The organism is Streptomyces sp. NPDC090021 (assembly GCF_044748225.1).
Taxonomy (GTDB): Bacteria; Actinomycetota; Actinomycetes; order Streptomycetales; family Streptomycetaceae; genus Streptomyces.
Window position 1 is genome coordinate 1 of sequence record NZ_JBIVFO010000051.1, and the last position, 19,991, is coordinate 19,991.

The following is a 19,991-nucleotide window of genomic DNA, read 5'->3' on the forward strand; positions in this document are numbered from 1 at the left end:
AGGCGCAGCGAACTCCGGCGCTTCGCGCCTCCGGGCCAAGGATGCGCTTCACCTCCGCCCTAAAGGACGGAGCGCTGCGCAAGATCAGAGGTAGAAACCGGTTCCGGACGCCAGATCGAGGACCGACCTGCCGCTCACGTCCCCGACCAGGGCCAGGAAGCTGGGTACCACCACGTACTGTTCGAGGGGCAGGGCCTTGAACCCCTCGTAGGCCTCACCGATTTCGTCGTACTGCTGCTGCGCGCTCATTGCGATGTCCTCCCCGTCGCGGCATGCTCCGGCGGCGGCGTCCCCGTCCCCGGGGTGCGGCCGCGGCCACTGTCCGGAAGTCTCCACGGGGGCCGGGCGGCCGCCCGTACTGGCAGAACCCACGAAGATCCGGGCACCGTCCCGGCGTCGTGTACGGAGGGCCGCCCGGAGCCGATCAAGCCGCGCCGTCGGCGGCCCCGCTCGGCCGGGTGTCCCGGTGCGCTTCGGCGGGATCCCGTTCGAAGCGGCGGAGCAGGTCGGCCGCCACGCTCACCGCGATCGTGGCGGGTTCCTTGCCGGCGATGCCCGGGATCCCGATCGGCGTCCTGATCCGGTCGATGGCGGCCTCGTCGTGCCCGCCCTCGGTGGCCAGGCGCTGCCGGAACCGCGCCCACTTCGCCGACGAGCCGATCAGACCGATCGAGCCCAGACCGGCGGTGCGCAACGCGGCGTCGCACAACGCCGCGTCCTCGGCATGGTCATGGGTCATGATCAGGACGTGGGCACCGGACGGCAGCTCGGCGAGCACCTCCTCCGGCAGCAGCGGGGTGTGGTGCACCCGGACGTGTGCCACCGCGTCCGCGAGCACGCCGAGCCGCTCGTCCGTGAGCATGTCCGGGCGGCTGTCGATCAGGTGCAGGTCCAGGTCGTGGCGCGCCAGGATGCGTGCCAGCTCCAGACCCACGTGCCCGACACCGAAGACCGCCACGGCCTGGACCACCGGCAGCGGTTCGAGCAGTACGGTGACGGCTCCGCCGCAGCACTGCACGCCGTGGCGGCCGGTGACCTTGTCATTGAGGGCGAACTCCATGAGCTCCGGCTCCGGATCGACCGCGCCGGTCAGCTCGCGGGCCCGGTCGACGGCGACGGCCTCGATGTTGCCGCCGCCGATCGACCCCCAGGCCTCGGTGCGTCCCACGACGAGCTTGGCACCGGCCCGCCGGGGCGCGTGGCCGCGCACGGTCGCGACGGTCACGAGCACGCCGGGTTCCCGGCGTGCCCGCAGCCGCGCGACCGCGGCCACCCAGCTCATGTCAGGCATGGCTCGGCGCGCTCGCCCCGGCGCCGGCCGCACCGCCGGCCGCCTGCTCGCCGTTCGCCTGCTCGCCGTCCGCCTGTTGGCCGTCCGCCTGCTTGCCGTCCGCCTGTTGGCGGCCGGTCCGTTCGCCGTACGCCGCGCCGCCCCCGCGAGCCGACTCGACCGCCCAGTACACCGCCTCGGGCGTGGCGGGGGAGGCCAGTTCCACACAGACCCCCTCGGGCCCGAAGGCCGCCGCGGCCTGCCTCAGCGCCTCCCGTACCGAGAAGGCCAGCATCAGCGGCGGCTCGCCCACCGCCTTGGACCCGTAGACCGCGCCCTCCTCCGTGGCGTTCTCCAGCAGCCGTACGTTGAACTCCTCGGGCATCTCCGAGAAGCTCGGCAGCTTGTACGTACTCGCCGCCTGGGTCAGCAGCCGGCCGCGGTGCGGACCGTCGCCGGCGTCCCACCGCATGTCCTCCAGGGTCAGCCAGCCCGCGCCCTGCACGAAACCGCCCTCGACCTGACCGATGTCGATCATGGGGGAGAGGCTGTCGCCGACGTCGTGCACGATGTCGACCCGCCGGATCCGGTACGCCCCCGTGAACCCGTCCACCTCCACCTCGGCCGCCGCGGCGCCGTAGGAGAAGTACTTGAACGGCGAGCCCTGGAACACCTTCGCGTCCCAGTGCAGGCCCTCGGTCCGGTAGAAGCCGGCCGCCGACAGCTGTACCCGCTGGAAGTACGCGGTGCGCACCAGGTCGTCCCAGGCCAGCTCCTCCTCGCCGCCGAGGACGCGCGCGACGCCGTCGACGATGCGCACGTCCGAGGCGTTCGCACCCAGCCGGGTGCCGGCGACCTGGAGCAGCCGCTCGCGGATCTGCTCGCAGGCGTTCTTCACCGCCGCGCCGTTGAGGTCCGCCCCGGCGCTGGCGGCGGTGGCGGAGGTGTTGGGCACCTTGTCCGTGCGGGTCGGGGCCAGCCGCACCCTGTGCAGCGGAATGCCCAGCGTCGTCGCCGCCACCTGCAGCATCTTGGTGTGCAGGCCCTGCCCCATCTCGGTGCCGCCGTGGTTGATCAGGACCGAGCCGTCCTTGTAGACCAGCACCAGCGCGCCGGCCTGGTTGAAGGCGGTGAGGTTGAAGGAGATCCCGAACTTGATCCCGGTGACCGCGAGCGCCCGCTTGGTGTGCGGGTGCGCGGCGTTGAAGGCCGCGATCGCGGCCTTGCGGTCGGCGATGCGGGCGTCGCCCTGGACCTGGCGCCACACGGTCGAGATCCGTTCGGGGTGCAGGACCCGCTGACCGTAGGGCGTCGAGTGGCCCGCGCGGTAGAAGTTGCGTTCGCGCAGCTCCATGGGATCCAGGCCGAGCAGCGGTGCGCACCGGCCCATGATGTCCTCGATCACCAGCATGCCCTGCGGTCCGCCGAAGCCGCGGAAAGCGGTGTTGGAGACCTTGTTGGTCCTGGCGACGCGGCCGGTGACCCGGGCGTTCGGAATCCAGTACGTGTTGTCGATGTGGCACAGGGCGCGCGCCACGACGGGCTCGGACAGGTCCAGGCTCCAGCCGCCGTCCGCGGTCAGCGTGGCCTCCAGGGCCTGGATGCGGCCCTCGTCGTCGAAGCCGATCCGCCACGCCGCGTGGAAGCCGTGGCGCTTGCCGGACATGGTCAGGTCCTGGGTCCGGTTGAGCCGGACCCGGACGGGCCGGCCGGTGAGCCTGGCACCGAGCGCGGCGACCGCCGCGAACCCGTGGGGCTGCATCTCCTTGCCGCCGAAGCCGCCGCCCATCCGCAGGCACTGCACGGTCACCTCGTGGCTGTGCAGGCCGAGCACGTGCGCGACGATCTCCTGCGTCTCCGACGGGTGCTGGGTGCTGCTCTGGACGAACATCTGCCCGTTCTCGTCGACGTGGGCCAGCGCCGCGTGCGTCTCGAGATAGAAGTGCTCCTGGTCGGAGAACTGGAACTCGCCGGTGAACACGTGGGCGGAGTCCTCGAAGCCGGCGTCCACGTCGCCGGTCACCATCACCGGCCGGGCGCCGTGGAAGCTCCCGGCCGCCATCGCCTCCTGCAGCGTGATCACGGAGGGCTTCTCGTCCAGATCCACCTCGACGGCCGCCGCACCGAGCCGGGCCGCCTCCAGGGTCTCGGCGAGCACCCAGGCGACCGCGTGGCCGTGGAACATCACGGTGTCGGGGAACAGCGGTTCGTCGTGCTTCATCCCGGCGTCGTTGACGCCGGGCACATCGGCAGCGGTCAGTACGCGGACCACGCCGGGCACGGCGAGTGCGGGCCCGGTGCGCAGCGCGGTGATCGTGCCGTGGGCCCTCATGACCTGGACCGGGTACGCGTGCAGCACGTCCTTGGTGCGGTGCACCAGGTCGTCGGTGTAGAGGGCGGCACCGGTGACGTGCAGGCCGGCGCTCTCGTGCGGCAGCGGAAGACCGACCACGGGCTTCTCGGGACGCTGGGACAGATGGCTCATGACGACACCGCCTCGGTGGTTCGCGCGTACAGCTTCAGCAGGCTCCGGCCGAGCATCGCGGAGCGGTAGGCGGCGCTCGCACGGTGATCGTCCATCGGCGTGCCCTCGGCGCTGAGCACCCGCGCCGCGGCCTCGACGCTCTCCGCCGTCCACGGCCTGCCTTCCAGGGCGGACTCGGTGGCCAGGGCGCGGATCGGGGTCGCGGCCACGCCGCCCAGGCCGATGCGCGCCGTGCGGACGGATCCGTCCTCGATGTCGAGGGCGAACGCGACGGCCACGCTGGAGATGTCGTCGTAGCGCCGCTTGGCGATCTTGTGGAATGCCGTGACGGGCGCCAGCGGCCGTGGAACGCGCACCGCGCGGATCAGCTCGCCGGGGCGGCGCACGCTCTGCCGGTAGCCGGTGAAGTAGTCGCCGAGGGGGACCTCGCGCTCGCCGTCGGCGCCGGTGAGCACCAACGACGCCTCCAGCGCCAGCAGTACGGGCGGACTGTCGCCGATGGGCGAGCCGGTGCCCAGGTTGCCGCCGAGGGTGGCGCTGTTGCGGATCAGCCGGGAGGCGAACTGCGGGAACAGCTCCGCCAGCAGCGGGACTTCACCGTCGAGGCGCCGTTCGATCTCCGTGAGGGTCAGTGCCGCTCCGATCTCGATGCGGTCGGATCCGACGTGCAGCTCCCGCAGTTCCGGCAGCCGGTCGACGGCGATCACACAATCCGCCCGTCGGGAGCGGATGTTGACCTCGACGCCCCAGTCGGTGCTCCCCGCGACGACGACCGCGCCGGGCCGCTCGCGCAGCAGCCGCACCGCGTCGGCCAGGGTGCCCGGCCGCAGGAACGCGCCGTCGTCCCGGACGTACGCGGTGGCCACCGGTTCGGGCGGGGACTGCTCGCGACGGCGCGCCAGGGGATCGTCCTCGGAGGGCATGCCGACGGCGAACGCCGCGTCGCGGATCGGGCGGTAGCCGGTGCAGCGGCACAGGTTTCCGCTCAGCGCGTGCAGGTCGAAGCCGTTCGGTCCGTGCTCGGAGCCGCCGCCCGGGCCGTCTCCGCCGCCTGTGCCGGTTCCCGCGCAGGGGCCGGCTCCGTCGGCCCGGTCGGCCGGCTCGGCCCGGTCGGTGTGCCCGCACCGGTCGGGCCGGTAGTACTCGGAGGCCATGCTGCAGATGAACCCCGGCGTGCAGTAACCGCATTGGGAACCGCCGCGGACGGCCATCTCCTCCTGTACGGGGTGCAGCACGGCCGGCGCACCGGATGCGTCGGTGGTGGCGAGACCCTCGGAGGTGACCACCTCCTGGCCGTCGAGCGCCGCGACCGGCACCAGGCAGGCGTTGACGGCCACCCAGTCGGTGGGCTTCTTCACCCCGGGACGCGCCACCAGGACCGAACAGGCACCGCATTCCCCTTCGGCGCAGCCCTCCTTGGTCCCGGTCAGGCCCCGCTCGCGGAGGAAATCGAGCACCGTGGTGTGGGGTGCCGCCGGTGAAATCGGTGTTTCTTTCCCGTTGACCGTGATCCGCGCCGCTACCACGGCACGTCCCCGTTTCGGCGCACGGTCGATCGGACTGTCCAAGTCGCCATTTCAGGAGCTTTCTCTTCCGGTGGTCGCAGCCCGGGATACGGAAATACCGCAGCGCGACGCATCGGCACGCGACGACGTGCCGTAAGGGGTGGCATAGACGAGAAGGTGCCGGGGCCGCCAAACGGGCGCGCCGACGAAGGGGCTGCTCAGCAGCCGTGTGCTACACGACCCGGAGCCCAGGCGATCTGGTGTGCGAGGCGAATCGGCGCGGAGACGGTCGACATCCGGATTTCGCCTCCTTCCAGCAGCTCACGAGCGGGTGCGGTCGAAGTTACGTTGCCGTGCCTTCATAGGTCAAGCACGGTTCGGTGGATCCCAGGAAAGCCGGCCACCTCGACCGCCGGTATCCGTGGGCGTCACCAAGGGCGCCCGGCCGCGTCGGGACATGACGCCGGTCGCACGGCACGTCGCCTCCCGACCGCCCCTCGCCACCCGCCTCCCGGCCGCCCCTCGCCACCCGTCCGCCCCTCGTCACCCGTCACCCGTGGCCGAGGCCTCCAGGAGCGCCTCGGCCACGGACGTACGGGCGTACAGCACGAAACGCCCGGCCCGGTGGGCGCTGACCAGTCCCGCGTCGCGCAGCGCCGTGAGGCACTGGGACACCCCGGCCGCCGACAGCCCCGTACGGCGGGCGAGTTCGCTCGTGGCGGCCGGAGCGTGCAGCTCGGCCAGCAGCAGCGACCGCGAGCGGCCCAGTACGGCGGCCAGGGCGCCGCCCGAGGAGACCGGCCGGGGCTCCCATAGCGCACCGATACCGCGGGCCGGATAGGCCAGACCCGGCGGATCCGGTGGTGCCACGCGGGTGAACGGGACCGGCCCGGTGAACACCGAGGGGATCAGCAGCAGACCGGTGCCGGCCGCCCCCCGCGACAGCGGACCGCGCCGGTCGGCCAGCCGCAGGGCGCTGTCGTCCCAGCTCACCGAAGCGTGGAGCTCGTTGAAGAGGTGGCCCGTGCCGTGCTCGGCGACCTGCCGCGCCCGGTGGAAGACGTCGGCGTCGAGCACCGCCCTGATCCGCACCCAGTAGGGCGCCAGAGCCAGTTCCCAGTAGGTGCGGATCTCCTCCACCAGCCGCTCCAGATGGCGTGGCACGTCGTCGTACAGGCCTCGGAGCGCCGGGCCGGGACGTCCCTGCTCGGCACGCAGCCGGTCGAGCTCCCCGCGGACCCGGCCGCCGGGCGTGGCCCGGATCGCCGCGAGCTCCTCCTCCAGCGTGGGGGAGGGGCCGGTGGGCGCGGGATTGAGGAAGTCGGGCACGTACCCCGAGGGCGGCACCAGCCCGGCGAGCAGGCCCCGGTCGAGACCGGTGGCCGTCAGCCGCGGCCGTACCTGCGCCGTCCAGGCCCGGTGCACGGGGTGTTCGCGACCCGACCGGAGCAGGCGCATGCTGGGCCCGACCTCCCACATCGGTGAGACCACGAAGCGCATCCGCGCCAGATCGCCCACCGAGAACGCCAGTTCCGCCTGCACCGACCGCCCACCCACCCCCCCCACCCGCCCACCCGATCCGAGGATTCACGTATGCGTTAACCGCTGGGCCGGCAGCCTACCCGGCACCGATCATCCCGTGCATGACCTCACAGACGATCACAGCGGCTGGTACCTGGAAGCTCGGCGACCGCACGGTCAACCGGATCGGTTTCGGTGCGATGCGCCTGGCCCAGAGCGGCGAGGCCCTCGTCAGCGATGCCGTCCCGCGCGACCGCGGCCAGGCGATCGACGTCCTGCGCCGCGCCGTGGACCTCGGCGTGAACCACATCGACACCGCGGCGTTCTACTTCTCCCCGCTGCGCTCCGCCAACGAACTGATCAACCGCGCCCTGGCCCCCTACCCCGAGGACCTGGTGATCGCCACCAAGGTCGGGCCGGGCCGCGACCCCTCGGGCGAATGGCTGGCCCACGCCCGGCCCGAACAACTGCGCGGGCAGGTGGAGGAGAACCTCCGTCAGCTGGGCCGCGACCACCTCGACGTGGTGAACCTGCGGATCGTCGGCACCGATTCGATCGCCGAACGCTTCGGCGTGCTGGCGGAGCTCCGGCAGGCCGGCCTCGTCCGCCACCTGGGCCTGTCGAACGTCCGCCCCCACCACCTGGCCGAGGCCCAGGCCATCGCACCGGTGGTGTGCGTGCAGAACATGTACGGGATCGGCGTACAGCCCGAGCAGGACGAGTTCCTGCGGACGTGCGGCGAGCAGGGCGTCGCGTTCGTACCGTTCTACTCGATCGCCGGTACCGGGCGGCAGGCCGGGGCCGGTGGCGACGACAGCGCCGAGGTGCTCCAGGTCGCCGCCGCGCACGGGGCGAGTGCGGCGCAGGTCCGGCTTGCCTGGACGCTGCAGCGGGGACCGCACGTCCTGGCGATCCCGGGCACGGGTGACCCCGCACACCTCGTCGCCAACGTGGCCGCCGGCGCCCTGCGGCTCTCGCCGGGCGAACTGGCCCTCCTGGACTCCGTACACGCTCGTCACCTGGGATGATGTCCGTCCGAGGGTGTGCCAGGGGGAGGGCGGAGATGAGCGTGCGCGCAGGCGCGGGGGACGAGTCGGCCGGAGCGCGGCAGTCGCCGTCGTGCCAGGTCACGGCCGTCTGTCCGGCGGCCACGGCGGTGATGGGCACGGTGGGCGCGGCGATCACGTCGACCGTGTCCAGCATGTCCGGCCACGCCTGCCGCAGGAGCGTGCGGGCGCGCTGCGCGCGCAGCGTCCGCTCGTGGTAGCCGGCGCCTCCGGCACCATCAGCCCCCAGTGGGTCGGCCGGATGTAGCGCGTCATCGGGATCTCGACGTCGACCGGCCGCGCGCCCAGCTCCGCCGGCCGGGACATCGCCCGCCGCACCGAGGCCTTCACGTCGGGGTCCACGTGGTCGACGTAGTTGTTGCCCGGCATGCCCACCTGTAGTCCCGTCAGGTCCGTGGCGGTTCCACCGGCCGGTGGTCGGCCGGTGGTCGGCCGGTGGAACGGCCACGGAGGCCGGGTCGCGCGGGTCGTGGCCGACCAGTGCCCCCCCCAGGATCACAGCGGTGTCCGCCACGGTCCGGGGGAGGGGTCCGACGTGGTCGAGCGACCAGGACAGCGAGGTCACGCCGTGCCGGGGAACAAGTCCGTACGTGGGCTTCAGGCCGACCATGCCGTTCAGTGCGGCGGGAACCCGGATCGATCCGCCCGTGTCGGTGCCCGGTGCGAACGTGGCGGCCCTGGCTGCCACGTCGACGGCCGAACCCGCTGGGGCCGCCTGGCCACCCGGCCGCGGTCCCAGGCGTTGGCGGTCTGAGGGGTGGTCAGTCCGTAGGCGAACGCGTGCGTGTGGGTCTTGCCACGGAGGGCCCTGAGGTACCGCTGTGTCAAGAGTATTGACAGAAGTTGAACACAATCGCACGCTGAGAGCGCTCTCACGCTTCAATACATCGATCTGCGCCTCGCCATGTCATATCGCGGGCGGCAGGTCCCCCCACACGCAAGGAGGATGAGAGTGTTCCGCTTGTCGAAAGTGCTGGCTTTCGGCGTCTCGGCCCTGTTCGTCGGAGCCGGTCTGACGTTCTTCGGTCTGCCGCCGTCCGCCGAGGCCGTGCCGGCGACCATCCCGCTCACCATCAAGAACAACTCGGGACGCAGCGAGCCCGTGTACGTCTACAACCTGGGCACCCTGCTCGCGACGGGGCAGCAGGGCTGGGCCGACGCCAACGGCACGTTCCACCCCTGGCCCGCGGGCGGCAACCCGCCCACCCCCGCGCCCGACGCGTCCATAGCGGGCCCGGCCAACGGGCAGACCAGGACGATCCGGATGCCCAAGTTCTCCGGACGCGTCTACTTCTCCGTCGGGAAGAAGCTCGTCTTCAAGCTCGCCGCCGGCGGCCTGGTGCAGCCCGCCGTGCAGAACCCCTCCGACCCGAACCACGACATCCTGTTCAACTGGTCCGAGTACACGCTCAACGACTCCGGCCTGTGGATCAACAGCACCCAGGTCGACATGTTCTCGGCGCCGTACGCGGTCGGCGCCAAGGCACCCGACGGTACGGTCAAGAACACCGGCCGGCTCAAGGCCGGCGGGTACGACGCCGTCCTCGGCGGCCTGCGTGCGGCCGGCTGGGGAGGCCTGATCCAGAGCCGCCCGGACGGCACCGTGCTGAGAGCGCTGGCGCCCGGCCACGGCATCGAGGCGGGCGGGATCCCGCCCGGCGCGATGAACGACTACATCAACCGGGTCTGGAGCAAGTACAGCTCCTCCACCCTCACCGTGACGCCGTTCGCGAACCAGCCCGACACCAAGTACTACGGCCGGGTGTCGGGCAACGTCATGAACTTCACCAACGGCTCGGGAGCGGTGGTCACCAGCTTCCAGAAGCCCGACTCCGACAGCGTCTTCGGCTGCTACAAGCTGCTGGACGCGCCCAACGACAACGTCCGCGGCCCGATCTCCCGGACCCTGTGCGCGGGCTTCAACCGCTCGACGCTCCTGACCAACCCGAACCAGCCCGACGCGAACGGCTCCGGCTTCTACCGGGACGCCGTCACCAACCACTACTCGCGCATCATCCACGCCCAGATGGCCGACGGCAGGGCATACGGCTTCGCCTTCGACGACGTCGGCGCCCACGAGTCGCTGGTGCACGAGGGCGACCCCAGGGAAGCCTTCATGACGCTGGAACCGTCCAACTGACAGCAGCGGGACGGGCGCGGCCGGGGCCGCGCCCGTCCCGGGCCGGAGGCCCGCTCACGCGGACAGTGTCCGTAAGAGCGGGCTTGCCGGGCCGCCGGCGTTCACGGCGAGGGCGTGGTGCCCGGCACGGGGGTCTCGGCGGACCAGAAATCGGAGCGGACGTTGGGGGTGGGGACTGCCGTTTCGCCCTCGTACGTGGCGCCGTTCGCCGGCTTCGTCGGCGGGGCCACCTTCGAGTTCTTCACGCAGGGGCTGGTGACCTCGAAGAAGGCCTGGCCCTGGTGGCCGAAGAGGACGCTGATGCCGAAGCCGTCCGGGGACGTGGCGTAGATCGCGGGCATGTCCTTGCTCGGGTTCACCGTCTTGATCCGGTAGCCGCTCGCCTTCCAGAACCCCTCGACCACACCGAGGAAGTTGCCGCGGCGCTGCGGCGAGACGATCGTCATCACGGTCCAGTAGCGCGTCACGTCGCAGCTGCCGGTCGTCGTGGTGTCGTGGACCCACTCGATCTCAGGCTTGATCGCCCCGACCGTCGCGTAGAGCATCTCGTCGGCGCGCTCCGCCGCTCCCTGCATGTCCATGCCTGCCACTGTCCCTCGCTCGTCCTTGGTGCCGCCGGTCGGCCCGCACCCGGCGAGCAGTGCGCCGGCCATGGCCATCGCACAGGCCAGGCGAACGGTCCGCGTGATGCGCTTCATCGATGCTTCTCCCTCACGATGTTCTCAGGGTGGCCGGCGACGATGGTGGCGATGTTGTCCGCCGACACCTGGTCCTTCTCCGGGGTGAAGTACTGGGAGTGGGCGTCGAACCCCCCGCCGTCCATGACCATCCTCGGCCCGTCGTCGACCAGGAAGCGCTGTGCGCCGAAGGCCTTGCTCGCCGGGTCCTTGCCGAAGTACACGTCGTCGTTGCCGATGTCGAAGAGGTCACGTGCGACCGCGACTCCCAGGACCGGGCCGCCCGTCAGCCAGCCGAGCGCCACCTCGTCCTTCGAGGGCAGGTGGGTGACCGGGTCGTTGTCGGCGGCGCCGACGAACACGTGGTCCTTGCCGACGCCGAGTTCGGTCGCCTTCTGCGCGTCCACGCCGGGGCTGCCGAGCAGGATCACGTCGTCCACGCCGGGGATGCCTCCGGACTGCTTGGCGGCAATGCCGACCGTGAGTGAGCCGTAGGAGTGCCCGATGGCCGTCACGTGCGGATCGGCGCTCTGGTTCGTCGCCGAGAGACCCGCCATGAACTGGTTGTACGCCGGGGCGCCCCGCTGCGCGTCGCCCCGCGTCGCCACGTCGATGTGCTGCGGGGCGTCGTAGCCCAGCCAGATGATCGAGGCGCTGGACGGGTCCACGCGCTGGGCGCCCTTGGCCGTGTCCTGGGCCCGCTTCATCGTGTCCGTGACGAACTCGTCGTTGAGCTTGGTCATGAGACCGGGGACGTACGCGGAGACGTGCTTGGAGGTGTCGGGGTTGCCGTACGAGACGATCGCGCGCCCGTTGCCCTCGTCCCCGATGCCCAGGAGGAACATCGGCGGGCGGCTCGGCTCACCGAGTTTGTCCTGGATCATACGGAGGGCGTTGAGTTTCGTCTCCGCGTCGTCGCCGCCCCGGCGCGCCAGGTCGTCGATGAGGACCGGCAGGTAGTTGCGGTTCGCCTCGTCGCGGGCCACCGCCGGGACGCCGTCCAGGCTGCCGACCAGGTCGGGTGCGATCTCCAGGTACTCCTGGCGCTGTTCGTCGGTCAGTCCGTCCCACCACTTCTTGCGTTCGGCGGGGCTCTTGTCCTCCGGGACGTTCTCACCGAGGTACATGCCGGCGGTGGAGCGGACGTCGGAGGTGTCCCGGGCGACGTCCTTCAGGGTGGCCTCGGTGACGTCCAGGCCCTTCTCCGCCTTCAGACCGGTGATGGTCTTCGCGTAGCGGGCGTCGATCTCGCCCGCGGACCGTACGGCCCGGGCGACACGGTCGGCCACGTCCTGCGCCTTCGCCGCGTTCGGGTTCAGCGGCTTGAAGCCCGAGTAGCCGGGGTAGAGCGGCGACTGGCCCTGCTGGCCGAGGCCCGGCGGTTCCAGGGGGAGGCGGGAGCTGCCCTGGACCTTGCTGCCCGGCGCCTCCTTCTTCGCGCCGGTCAGGTCCTCGACCTCGGCGGCGGGATAGCTGACGGAACCGTCGTCGTGGACGGTGAAGTTCAGGGCGGCGGCGTCCGCGAGGGCCTGCTTCAACTGGGTCTGCGGCTCCACCAGATCGCTGGCGAGCCCGTTGAGCGCCGTACGGACCAGCCCGCACTCGCTGTGCAGGTACTGGAAGTTGCGGCTGAGGCGCTGGAGCCTGCCGAGGGCGGCCTCCGCCGACTCGCTCTCCTGCGTCTCACGGAGCTTCGCGGACATCGCGCGGTCGACCCGTACACGGTCGGAGTCCGCGCGGTCGGAGACCTCGTGCCACTTGTCGCCAGCCTCCGTGAACTCGGAGGTCTTGAGGTCGCGCAGCTGCTTCCAGGTGAGGGTTCCGGTCATCGCTTCTCGTCCGCCTTGGATCCGCCGTCGACGCCCTTGAAGGACGCATCGACCGCGGCGTCCGTCTCGCCCATCTCCTTGGCGACCTTCAGTAGGGTCCTTTTGAGCTGCTCGCATTCGTCCCGCACCGACTGCAGGCGCTCCTCCCAGGACGTCAGGACGCTCTTGAGCGCCGTGACGGAGCTGAGGCCCGCGGCTCCCGCCTCGACGCCCTCGTGGCCGGGGCCCAGCGCGGCGCGGCTCGTCTCGGTGTTGGTGCGCAGGTCGCCGGCGGTACCGGAGGCGCTGGTCCAAGGACCCTTGGTGTGCTGGAGGTTTCCGGTCCCGCCCCCGCCCCCGCCCGTCCCGGGATCGGGGGCCGCCGAGGCGAGCCTCATCGCAGGCCCGTCGTCGGCCGGTCCGAACAGCTCCTGCCAGCGCTCCGAATAGGACACGGCTCCCCCGTCTACGTCTGCGTTCCGTTTCCGCGCCCGCAGAGACTAACGCAGGTTGCGCACGTGTGTGCGATCGGGAACGGTGTGCGCGTACAGAGCGCGCACAAGGGGGTGGATGACGGTGGAAAGCGACCGCCTCCCGACCGGTCCGCCGCTCGGCGACCTCCGGCGGTCAGTAGTCGTGGCGTGCGCCGTGTTCCAGTGACCGGGGGCGGGCCGCGTCGGCCTCGTGGTCGAAGAGGGGCAGGGGGCCTGTTCACCGGGTCCGGTCGCCGCGAGGGGAATGCCCTGGCTCTGGCACATCCGGCGGGCCCGGGCCGGCGCGCTGAAGGTCATGGGGGAGGGGGAACGGCTCGGCAGCTCGACGACGACCTGTGCGGGGCGGTGCGCATGGACGAGGGATTCGATCTGCAGGGCGGCCGCGGCCCGGTCGGTGACGTGCAGTTCGTGCAGGATCTTCACCCGCGGCCGCCGGGATCCGGGTGCCCCGCCGTCGGGGCCCCGGACACCGGTGTGCGCCGGCCGGCCGGCCCGGACGAGTCCGACGCCTCGGGCGCGCCGGGGAGTGGCGCCCCGGCCGGCGCGTCAGGCCTTGAGCGCCCGTCCCGCGACCGTGAGGGCCAGGCGGCGGGGGGCCAGCGTGGAAGCCGTGGCCGAGAGCCGGTTGCCGAGGCCGACGACGATGCTGGGGGGCGTCCTGTCGCGCTCCAGCGCACGCCGGGTCGCCGTGACCACCTGCTCGGGGGTGGCCATCCGCCCCACGGCGGCGTCCCGGCTGCCGACGACGTCGAAGAACTCCGTACGGACCGGGCCGGGCGAGACGGCGAGCACCCGCAGCGAGGAGGAGCGCGTCTCGTACGCCACGGCCTCGGTGAAGCTCAGGACGAAGGCCTTGGTGGCCCCGTAGACCGCCATCGCCGGGGTCGGCTGGTAGGCGGCCGAGCTGGCCACGGTGACGAGGGCGCCCCGGCCGCCGGCTGTCAGGTCCGGCAGGAACTGCCTGGTCAGCTCCGTCAGCGCCGTCACGTTGAGCTGGATCATCTCGTTGATCCGTGTGGGGTCCTGGTCCGCGAAGGGGCCGTGGCTGCCGAAGCCGGCGTTGTTGATCAGGGTGTGCACGGTGAGCCCGAGTCCGTCGAGCTCCGCGTGCAGCGCGGCCGCGGCGCCCGGCCGGGCGAGGTCGGCGGCGACCACGTGGGCCCGCACCCCGTAGCGGCGCCGGAGGTCGGCCGCCACCTCCTCCAGCCGCTCGACGCGGCGGGCGACGAGGACGAGGTCGGCTCCGCGCTCCGCCCACTGCCGGGCGAATTCGACGCCGAGTCCGGCGCTCGCTCCGGTGATCAGGGCTGTGGTTACGCGGTATGCCATAGACATGGTCGGCGCTCCGTTCGGGTGTTCCGGCCGAGATGGACGATACTTTGAATGTAGACAGAGCAAACATTGTTGTCAATGACAACATCGAGCGAGGGGAGGCCGCCTTGGCCGACGCCGATGCGCCCTACCATCACGGCAACCTCCGAGAGGCCCTGCTGGCCCGCGCGGAAGCCGTCCTCGCGGCGACGGGGGCGGACAGCCTGTCCCTCCGCGCCCTCGCGCGGGACCTCGGTGTCAGCCACGCGGCGCCGGGCCGCCACTTCCGCGACCGGCAGGCGCTGCTCGACGCGCTCGCCGTCGGTGGCTTCACCCGCCTCAACGAGGGCCTGCGGGCCGCCGTCGAGGAGCCCGGCCCCGTCACCGCCCGGCTCGCCGGCATGGGGCGGGCCTACATCGACTTCGCGGTGGCGAACGCCCCGCTGCTCGGCCTGATGTTCACGGTCAAGCACGCCGACGACTCCAGTGCCGAACTGCGCGAACTGGGTCACCAGAGCCTGCGGATCGCCGCCGGACTCATCGCCCTGGCCCAGCAGGAGGGCGTCGTGCGGGCGGGCGACCCGGACCGCCTCGCGCAGGTCGCCTTCTCCACGGTGCACGGCCTCGCGGCCCTGGCCGTCGGATCCCTGCTGGAGGACACCCCGCTGGCCGAGGCGACCGACCTCGCCCTCGACGTCCTGCTCACCGGCCTCGCCGCGCCCTCGCGGTGACGGGGCGTCCAGCTGCCCAACGGCTCCTGACGGCGGCTTCCGCGGCGTCGCCGTACCCGCGGGGCGCGTCCCGCCGATCGGGCAGGACGCGCCCCGGGGCGCGTCCCCGAAGTCCCGCCCGGCCCGCGGCGCGCGGCCCGCGGCGCCCGGCACCGCACCTCGCCCCGTGGTTGGGGCGCCCGGGGGCGTCCGGTGCCCGGGCGCCCCTCCGCCCCGCGATGCCTCCCCTGCCTCCTCTGCTCCCTCTGCTTCCCCTGCCTCCCCGTCGCGGGGCCCGCGCTCCGGGTGGCCGGCGCCACTTCGCGGACCCGCGCTAGCGCATTTCACTTCGCGGCGCCACCTCGCGGCCGCGCGGCGCGCCCGCTGCCGGAGGCGGCCGGGGGGTGACCACCCGGCCCGCCGGGGCCCCGGCGGGCCGTCGACCTCCGCCAACGTCGCCGCCCGCCGAGGGGCGTCCGCCGCCGGGGCCGGAATCCGCCGCCATCGATGGCGCATAACGGTTCCTCCGGTCCGATGAACTCCAACGAAAGTGCACGTGCGGGCAGTTGGGCGTAGTTATGCTCCCGCCCACCGGTCAGAAGGTCACCCTTTTCCGATAATTCGAGGACGCCGATGGAGCAAAGAGACATTCCACCCGAAATGGCCCGCCCGGAGGGGGGAGCGGGCCGGGCACTGCCCGCGATCGCCTCCCTGGCCGCCGTCTGCCTGGTCGGGGCGCTTGTTTCCTCCTCCGGGCCGGTCGGCACGGTACTGATCGCCGCGGGGGCCCTGTGCACCGCCGCCCTCTTCGTCGAGGCCCTGCGCCGCGGGCGCGCGCTCGCCGACCGGACCGCCCGGATCGCCGCGCTCCAGCACACCCTGGCCCGCCAGGAGACCGAGGCGACCCGCCTGTCCGCCGTGGTGCTCCCCGAGGCCATCGACCGGCTGCGCCGCGGCGAGCCGGCCGAGGAGGTGCTCACCTCCCTGGGCGGTCGCGCCGGACCGGGCAACCGCTGGGGCAACGACGCCGCCCTCACCCCCCGCTTCCGGGCCGCGCTGCAAGCCGTACTGGCCCACTCCGTCGACGCCGTCGACAACGAGGAGAGCCTGCGCGACTCGGCCCAGCGCGCCTTCGTCAACGTCGCCCGCCGCGTGCAGGCCATCGTCCACCAGCAGGCGCACGAGATGCGTGAGATGGAGGACCGGCACGGCCGCAACCCGGACGTGTTCGGCGATCTCCTGCGCCTGGACCACGGCACCGCCCTCATCGGCAGGCTCGCCGACTCCATCTCGGTCCTCGGCGGTGCGCGCCCCGGCCGCCAGTGGAGCAGGGCCGTCACCCTCTACAGCGTCATGCGCGGCGCGATGTCGCGCATCATCGACTACCAGCGGGTCGAACTCCACTCAGTCACCGAGGTCGCCGTCGTCGGCCCGGTCGTCGAACCCCTGATCCACACCCTCGCCGAACTGCTGGACAACGCCACCCGGTACTCCCCGCCGCACACCCGGGTCCACCTCACCGCCGTCGAGGTGCAGTCGGGCATCGCCGTGGAGATCGAGGACGGCGGCCTGAGCATGAGCGAGGAGGCCCGGGCGCGCGCCGAGCGGATGCTCGCGCAGGCCCAGTCCGGCATCGATCTCAACGACCTCGGCGAGACACCGCGGCTGGGCCTGGCGGTCGTCGGCCGGCTGGCGCAGGCGTACGGGTTCCAGGTGTCGCTGCGCTCCTCCGCGTACGGGGGTGTCCGCGCCGTGGTCATCGTGCCGCAGCACCTGATCACCACCGCGTCCGCGGCGACCGGCCTCGCCCACGGCATCGGCTCCTCCTCCGGGCCCAGGGCGGTTTCCGCCACACCGCGCGAGCACCCCGTCGACGCGACGTCGGCCGGCGTGTCCGTGCCGCGGCCCGCGCCGGCTCCGGCGCTCGGGCCGATGCCCGTCGACGGCGGGCCGACCACCGAACGTACCGCGACCGGCCTGCCGCAGCGGCGCCGGAAGGACCGCGTCACCACCTCCGACGTCCGACCGGCCGCGAGGCCGCAGCCGACGGACGACAACGGCCCCGGAATGTGGCTGGAGGCCTTCCACAGCGGCCTGTCGGGCGAGCCCGGCAAGGACGCGCCGGGCGCCCAGGACGCGTCGGGTTCAGCGACCAAAGGGGCGTAAACAGTGATGACTCAGCGAAGCAGTATGGACTGGATGCTCAAGGACCTGGCCGTCGGCGTGCCGCAGACGCGGCACGTGATCGTGCTGTCCGCGGACGGGCTCTGCGTGGCGCAGTACGGCGCCGAGACGGACACCGCCGACCGGCTGGCGGCCGCCTGCGCGGGCCTGCAGAGCCTGGCCGGCGCGGTGGCCGCCGAACTGCCCAGCTCCGAGGGCAGAATGCGGCTGGTCGTGATCGAGATGGACGGCGGGTTCTTCTATCTCATGGCAGCCGGAGACGGCTCCTACCTCGCGGTCCTGGCCGACGAGGGCGTCGACGCGGGCCTGATGGGCGCGCAGATGCGCAACCTGGTGACCCGAATGGGGGACCACCTGAGCAGCCCGCCCCGGCACGACGGGCAGCCCGCGTGAAAGAGCCGCCCTCAAGCTGGGAGGACGGCAGTCCCGAACGGCTCTACGTCATCACCGGCGGACGCAGCGGACCCTCCACCTCCGTCCAGCTCGACCTCGTGACCTTGGTGGTGGCCAAGGGGCCTCCCCGCCCCGAGATGCAGCCCGAGCAGGCCTCCATCCTGCGGATGTGCCAGTCACCGCTGTCGGTGGCCGAGATCGCCGCGTACGCCGGCCTGCCCGTGAGCGTCGTCACCGTGCTGGTCGGCGACCTGATGGCCGCCAGGCGCGTGTACATCCGACCGCCCATTCCCACCGCGCAGCTACCCGACCTTGCTCTGATCGAGGCAGTGATCGATGGACTTCAGAAGCTCTGAACCGCCCGCCGGGCCGTGCGCGGCGGACATCCTGCCGCAGTCGGCCGCGGCGGCCGTGAAGGTCGTCATCGTCGGCGGCTTCGGCGTGGGCAAGACGACGCTGGTCGGCGCCGTCAGCGAGATCAAGCCGCTGACGACCGAGGAGACGATGACCCGGGCAGGGGTCGGTGTCGACGACACCTGGGGCGTCGCCCGCAAGATCACCACCACCGTGGCCATGGACTTCGGCCGCATCAGCATCAACGACGAACTCGTGCTGTACCTGTTCGGGACACCGGGCCAGGAACGCTTCTGGTTCCTGTGGCGCGGGCTCTTCGAGGGGGCGCTCGGCGCCGTCGTACTCCTCGACACCCGTCGGCTGGAGATCAGCTTCGACGTCATCGGCCGACTGGAGGAGCGCGGTGTCCCCTTCGTGGTGGCCGTCAACTCCTTCCCCGACGCCCCCGAGCATCCGCTGGAGGAACTGCGCGAGGCCCTCGACCTGCCGCCCGCCGTCCCCATCCTCGCCTGCGATGCCAGAAGGCGGGAATCGTCCCGCGACGTCCTGCTGACCCTCATGCGCTACCTGCACTCCCAGGCAGCCACCCAGGAGGCAATGTGAGCACCACCCCCGTCCCGCCGCCCGAGTGCCCCGCCCACATGGCGGCGACCGCGGGCGGCCTGTACCGCCTGCACGGAGCGGAAGCCCAGGCGGACCCGTTCGCCCTGTACGAGAAGCTGCGGGCCGAGCACGGCCCGGTGGCCCCGGTGCTCGTCAACGGGGACCTCCCGGCGTGGCTGGTCCTCGGCCACCGGGAGAATCTCGACGTGGCGCGCACGTCCTCGCGGTTCGCCCGCGACCCCCGGGGCTGGCGCGACATGAGAGAGGGCCGGGTGCCGGCCGACACCCCGCTCGGCCCCATGGTCTCCTGGGTGCCGGTCTGCAACTTCACCGACGGGCCCGTCCACGAACGGCTGCGCTCGGCCGTCGTGGAGTCCCTGGAACGCTTCGACAAGCGCGGCATCCGCCGCTACGTCACCCGCTTCGCCAACCACCTCGTCGACCAGATCGCCGCCGAGGGGTACGCGGACCTGGTGCCCGCCTTCTCCGACCAGCTTCCCATGCTGGTCATGACCCAGCTCATCGGGGCGCCCGACGAGCACGGCCCGCTGCTGGTCAAAGCGGCTCGCGACATGCTCCAGGGGACGGAGACGGCCCTTGAGAGCGACCGCTACGTCACCACCACGCTGGAGAACCTCGTCGTCGAGCGCAAGGCCAGGCCCGCGCGCGACCTCGCCTCCTGGCTGATCGAGCACCCCGCCGACCTGACCGACACCGAAGTGCTCATGCACCTGCGTGTGGTGCTCATCGCGGCGTACGAGACCACCGCCAACCTGATCGCCAACACGCTGCGCACCGTCCTGACCGATCCGCGCTTCCGGGCGAGCCTCTCCGGCGGCCACATGACCCTGCCCGACGCGCTGGAGCAGGTCCTCTGGGACGACCCGCCGATCAACACGATCATCGGCCGCTGGGCGACCGGGGACACCGTGCTCGGCGGCCGGCAGGTCAAGGCCGGGGACATGATCCTGCTCGGTCTGGCCGCGGGCAACGCCGACCCCCAGATCCGGCCCGATCCGGCCGCCTCCGTCCACGGCAACCGCTCCCACCTGGCCTTCAGCAGCGGCCCGCACGAATGCCCGGGTCAGGACATCGGGCGCGCCATCGCGGACACCGGCATCGAGGTCCTGCTGGACCGGCTGCCCGACCTTGAGCTGGCGGTCGACGTGAGCGAGCTGCAGTGGCGCGGCACCCTCATGTCCCGTCACCTGCTGGCGCTGCCGGTGCGGTTCGCCCCGCGCTCCGCCGCGCCCCCGCCCCCGGCCCCGCAGCTCCCGGTGGAGCAGCCTGCCGGGCACCCCGTCCACCCGGTGATCCCGCCGCAGCCGACGGCTCCGCCCGCGCGGCCGGTGTCCGGCGGCAGCCGCAGGCGCCGCGGCGTCAGCTGGTGGCGCCGGCTGCTCGGTCGCCGCTGACCCGGCTCGACCGGCCGTCCCGAGCGCCACCCGCGAGGCCCCCGGCCGCACCGG

General features: G+C 72.3%; 17 protein-coding genes and 2 pseudogenes. 8 read left to right on the forward strand and 11 right to left on the reverse strand.

Going from position 1 to position 19,991, the window contains the following annotated elements:
* Nucleotides 1–90: 90 nt before the first annotated feature.
* The 5 genes and pseudogenes from ACIPXC_RS30810 to ACIPXC_RS30830 form a co-directional block, all read right to left on the reverse strand.
* Nucleotides 91–249, reverse strand: a pseudogene (locus tag ACIPXC_RS30810) (class I SAM-dependent methyltransferase); the annotation flags it as partial.
* 175 nt (nt 250–424) lie between these two features.
* Nucleotides 425–1,282, reverse strand: coding sequence for a xanthine dehydrogenase accessory protein XdhC (xdhC, locus tag ACIPXC_RS30815; protein ID WP_401624617.1), 858 nt, complete (start codon nt 1,280–1,282; stop codon nt 425–427).
* Between the two features lies 1 nt (nt 1,283).
* Nucleotides 1,284–3,755 (reverse strand): xanthine dehydrogenase molybdopterin binding subunit, encoded by a 2,472-nt coding sequence (gene xdhB, locus ACIPXC_RS30820; protein WP_401624619.1) that lies wholly within the window; start codon nt 3,753–3,755, stop codon nt 1,284–1,286.
* Nucleotides 3,752–5,281 carry a xanthine dehydrogenase small subunit gene (locus ACIPXC_RS30825; protein ID WP_401624621.1) on the reverse strand — a complete coding sequence of 510 codons (1,530 nt, stop codon included), beginning with the start codon at nt 5,279–5,281 and terminating at the stop codon, nt 3,752–3,754. Before ACIPXC_RS30825 ends, xdhB begins: the two co-directional genes overlap by 4 nt.
* 522 nt (nt 5,282–5,803) lie before the next feature.
* Nucleotides 5,804–6,802, reverse strand: a complete 999-nt coding sequence (locus ACIPXC_RS30830; protein WP_401624623.1) for an ArsR family transcriptional regulator — start codon at nt 6,800–6,802, stop codon at nt 5,804–5,806.
* Nucleotides 6,803–6,903: 101 nt separating this feature from the next.
* Between ACIPXC_RS30830 and ACIPXC_RS30835 the strand changes: the two genes are divergently transcribed.
* Nucleotides 6,904–7,809 carry an oxidoreductase gene (locus ACIPXC_RS30835; protein WP_401624625.1) on the forward strand — a complete coding sequence of 302 codons (906 nt, stop codon included), beginning with the start codon at nt 6,904–6,906 and terminating at the stop codon, nt 7,807–7,809.
* A gap of 153 nt (nt 7,810–7,962) precedes the next feature.
* On the opposite strand, the gene ACIPXC_RS30840 is transcribed toward ACIPXC_RS30835, so the two are convergent.
* On the reverse strand, nt 7,963–8,217 hold the full coding sequence (locus tag ACIPXC_RS30840; RefSeq protein WP_401624627.1) for a hypothetical protein: 255 nt from the start codon (nt 8,215–8,217) through the stop codon (nt 7,963–7,965).
* 127 nt (nt 8,218–8,344) lie between these two features.
* A pseudogene (locus tag ACIPXC_RS30845) lies at nt 8,345–8,707 on the reverse strand (amidase family protein); the annotation flags it as partial.
* An 87-nt stretch (nt 8,708–8,794) separates the two neighbouring features.
* Between ACIPXC_RS30845 and ACIPXC_RS30850 the strand changes: the two are divergent.
* Nucleotides 8,795–9,988: a glycoside hydrolase family 64 protein gene (locus ACIPXC_RS30850; protein ID WP_401624629.1), complete on the forward strand. Its 1,194-nt coding sequence runs from the start codon at nt 8,795–8,797 to the stop codon at nt 9,986–9,988.
* A 101-nt stretch (nt 9,989–10,089) separates the two neighbouring features.
* Here ACIPXC_RS30850 and ACIPXC_RS30855 read toward each other — a convergent pair whose 3' ends face one another.
* The 4 genes from ACIPXC_RS30855 to ACIPXC_RS30870 all read right to left on the reverse strand — a co-directional run bounded on the left by ACIPXC_RS30855 (nt 10,090) and on the right by ACIPXC_RS30870 (nt 14,296).
* Nucleotides 10,090–10,686, reverse strand: coding sequence for a hypothetical protein (locus ACIPXC_RS30855; protein ID WP_401624630.1), 597 nt, complete (start codon nt 10,684–10,686; stop codon nt 10,090–10,092).
* Nucleotides 10,683–12,494: an alpha/beta hydrolase gene (locus tag ACIPXC_RS30860; protein ID WP_401624632.1), complete on the reverse strand. Its 1,812-nt coding sequence runs from the start codon at nt 12,492–12,494 to the stop codon at nt 10,683–10,685. The genes ACIPXC_RS30855 and ACIPXC_RS30860 overlap by 4 nt, the downstream gene beginning before the upstream one ends.
* The gene (locus tag ACIPXC_RS30865) at nt 12,491–12,928 is read right to left on the reverse strand and encodes a hypothetical protein (RefSeq protein ID WP_401624634.1); all 438 of its coding nucleotides are present in this window, start codon (nt 12,926–12,928) and stop codon (nt 12,491–12,493) included. The genes ACIPXC_RS30860 and ACIPXC_RS30865 overlap by 4 nt, the downstream gene beginning before the upstream one ends.
* A 585-nt stretch (nt 12,929–13,513) precedes the next feature.
* Nucleotides 13,514–14,296: an SDR family NAD(P)-dependent oxidoreductase gene (locus tag ACIPXC_RS30870; RefSeq protein ID WP_401624636.1), complete on the reverse strand. Its 783-nt coding sequence runs from the start codon at nt 14,294–14,296 to the stop codon at nt 13,514–13,516.
* Nucleotides 14,297–14,406: 110 nt separating this feature from the next.
* Between ACIPXC_RS30870 and ACIPXC_RS30875 the strand changes: the two genes are divergently transcribed.
* From ACIPXC_RS30875 to ACIPXC_RS30900, 6 genes are all read left to right on the forward strand, one after another.
* Nucleotides 14,407–15,009 (forward strand): TetR/AcrR family transcriptional regulator, encoded by a 603-nt coding sequence (locus ACIPXC_RS30875; RefSeq protein ID WP_401624638.1) that lies wholly within the window; start codon nt 14,407–14,409, stop codon nt 15,007–15,009.
* 639 nt (nt 15,010–15,648) lie between these two features.
* Nucleotides 15,649–17,154, forward strand: a complete 1,506-nt coding sequence (locus ACIPXC_RS30880; RefSeq protein WP_401624640.1) for an ATP-binding protein — start codon at nt 15,649–15,651, stop codon at nt 17,152–17,154.
* Between the two features lie 6 nt (nt 17,155–17,160).
* A complete protein-coding gene (locus ACIPXC_RS30885; RefSeq protein WP_401624642.1) occupies nt 17,161–17,565 on the forward strand; it encodes a roadblock/LC7 domain-containing protein in 405 nt (134 codons plus the stop codon).
* Nucleotides 17,562–17,921, forward strand: a complete 360-nt coding sequence (locus tag ACIPXC_RS30890) for a DUF742 domain-containing protein (RefSeq protein ID WP_401624644.1) — start codon at nt 17,562–17,564, stop codon at nt 17,919–17,921. Before ACIPXC_RS30885 ends, ACIPXC_RS30890 begins: the two co-directional genes overlap by 4 nt.
* Entirely contained in the window at nt 17,902–18,522 is a 621-nt protein-coding gene (locus ACIPXC_RS30895; protein ID WP_401624646.1) for a GTP-binding protein, read from the forward strand. The genes ACIPXC_RS30890 and ACIPXC_RS30895 overlap by 20 nt, the downstream gene beginning before the upstream one ends.
* 38 nt (nt 18,523–18,560) lie before the next feature.
* Entirely contained in the window at nt 18,561–19,937 is a 1,377-nt protein-coding gene (locus ACIPXC_RS30900; protein ID WP_401624690.1) for a cytochrome P450, read from the forward strand.
* The last annotated feature ends 54 nt before the right edge of the window (nt 19,938–19,991 follow it).

What these genes read in the sequence shown, in the direction of transcription:
- ACIPXC_RS30870 (WP_401624636.1), bottom strand. Translation starts at nt 14,296, where the DNA reads ATGGCATACCGCGTAACCACAGCCCTGATCACCGGAGCGAGCGCCGGA.
- ACIPXC_RS30885 (WP_401624642.1), top strand. Translation starts at nt 17,161, where the DNA reads ATGACTCAGCGAAGCAGTATGGACTGGATGCTCAAGGACCTGGCCGTC.
- ACIPXC_RS30900 (WP_401624690.1), top strand. Translation starts at nt 18,561, where the DNA reads ATGGCGGCGACCGCGGGCGGCCTGTACCGCCTGCACGGAGCGGAAGCC.
- ACIPXC_RS30855 (WP_401624630.1), bottom strand. Translation starts at nt 10,686, where the DNA reads ATGAAGCGCATCACGCGGACCGTTCGCCTGGCCTGTGCGATGGCCATG.
- ACIPXC_RS30895 (WP_401624646.1), top strand. Translation starts at nt 17,902, where the DNA reads ATGGACTTCAGAAGCTCTGAACCGCCCGCCGGGCCGTGCGCGGCGGAC.
- ACIPXC_RS30840 (WP_401624627.1), bottom strand. Translation starts at nt 8,217, where the DNA reads ATGCCGGGCAACAACTACGTCGACCACGTGGACCCCGACGTGAAGGCC.
- xdhC (WP_401624617.1), bottom strand. Translation starts at nt 1,282, where the DNA reads ATGAGCTGGGTGGCCGCGGTCGCGCGGCTGCGGGCACGCCGGGAACCC.
- ACIPXC_RS30880 (WP_401624640.1), top strand. Translation starts at nt 15,649, where the DNA reads ATGGCCCGCCCGGAGGGGGGAGCGGGCCGGGCACTGCCCGCGATCGCC.
- ACIPXC_RS30860 (WP_401624632.1), bottom strand. Translation starts at nt 12,494, where the DNA reads ATGACCGGAACCCTCACCTGGAAGCAGCTGCGCGACCTCAAGACCTCC.
- ACIPXC_RS30850 (WP_401624629.1), top strand. Translation starts at nt 8,795, where the DNA reads ATGAGAGTGTTCCGCTTGTCGAAAGTGCTGGCTTTCGGCGTCTCGGCC.
- ACIPXC_RS30835 (WP_401624625.1), top strand. Translation starts at nt 6,904, where the DNA reads ATGACCTCACAGACGATCACAGCGGCTGGTACCTGGAAGCTCGGCGAC.
- xdhB (WP_401624619.1), bottom strand. Translation starts at nt 3,755, where the DNA reads ATGAGCCATCTGTCCCAGCGTCCCGAGAAGCCCGTGGTCGGTCTTCCG.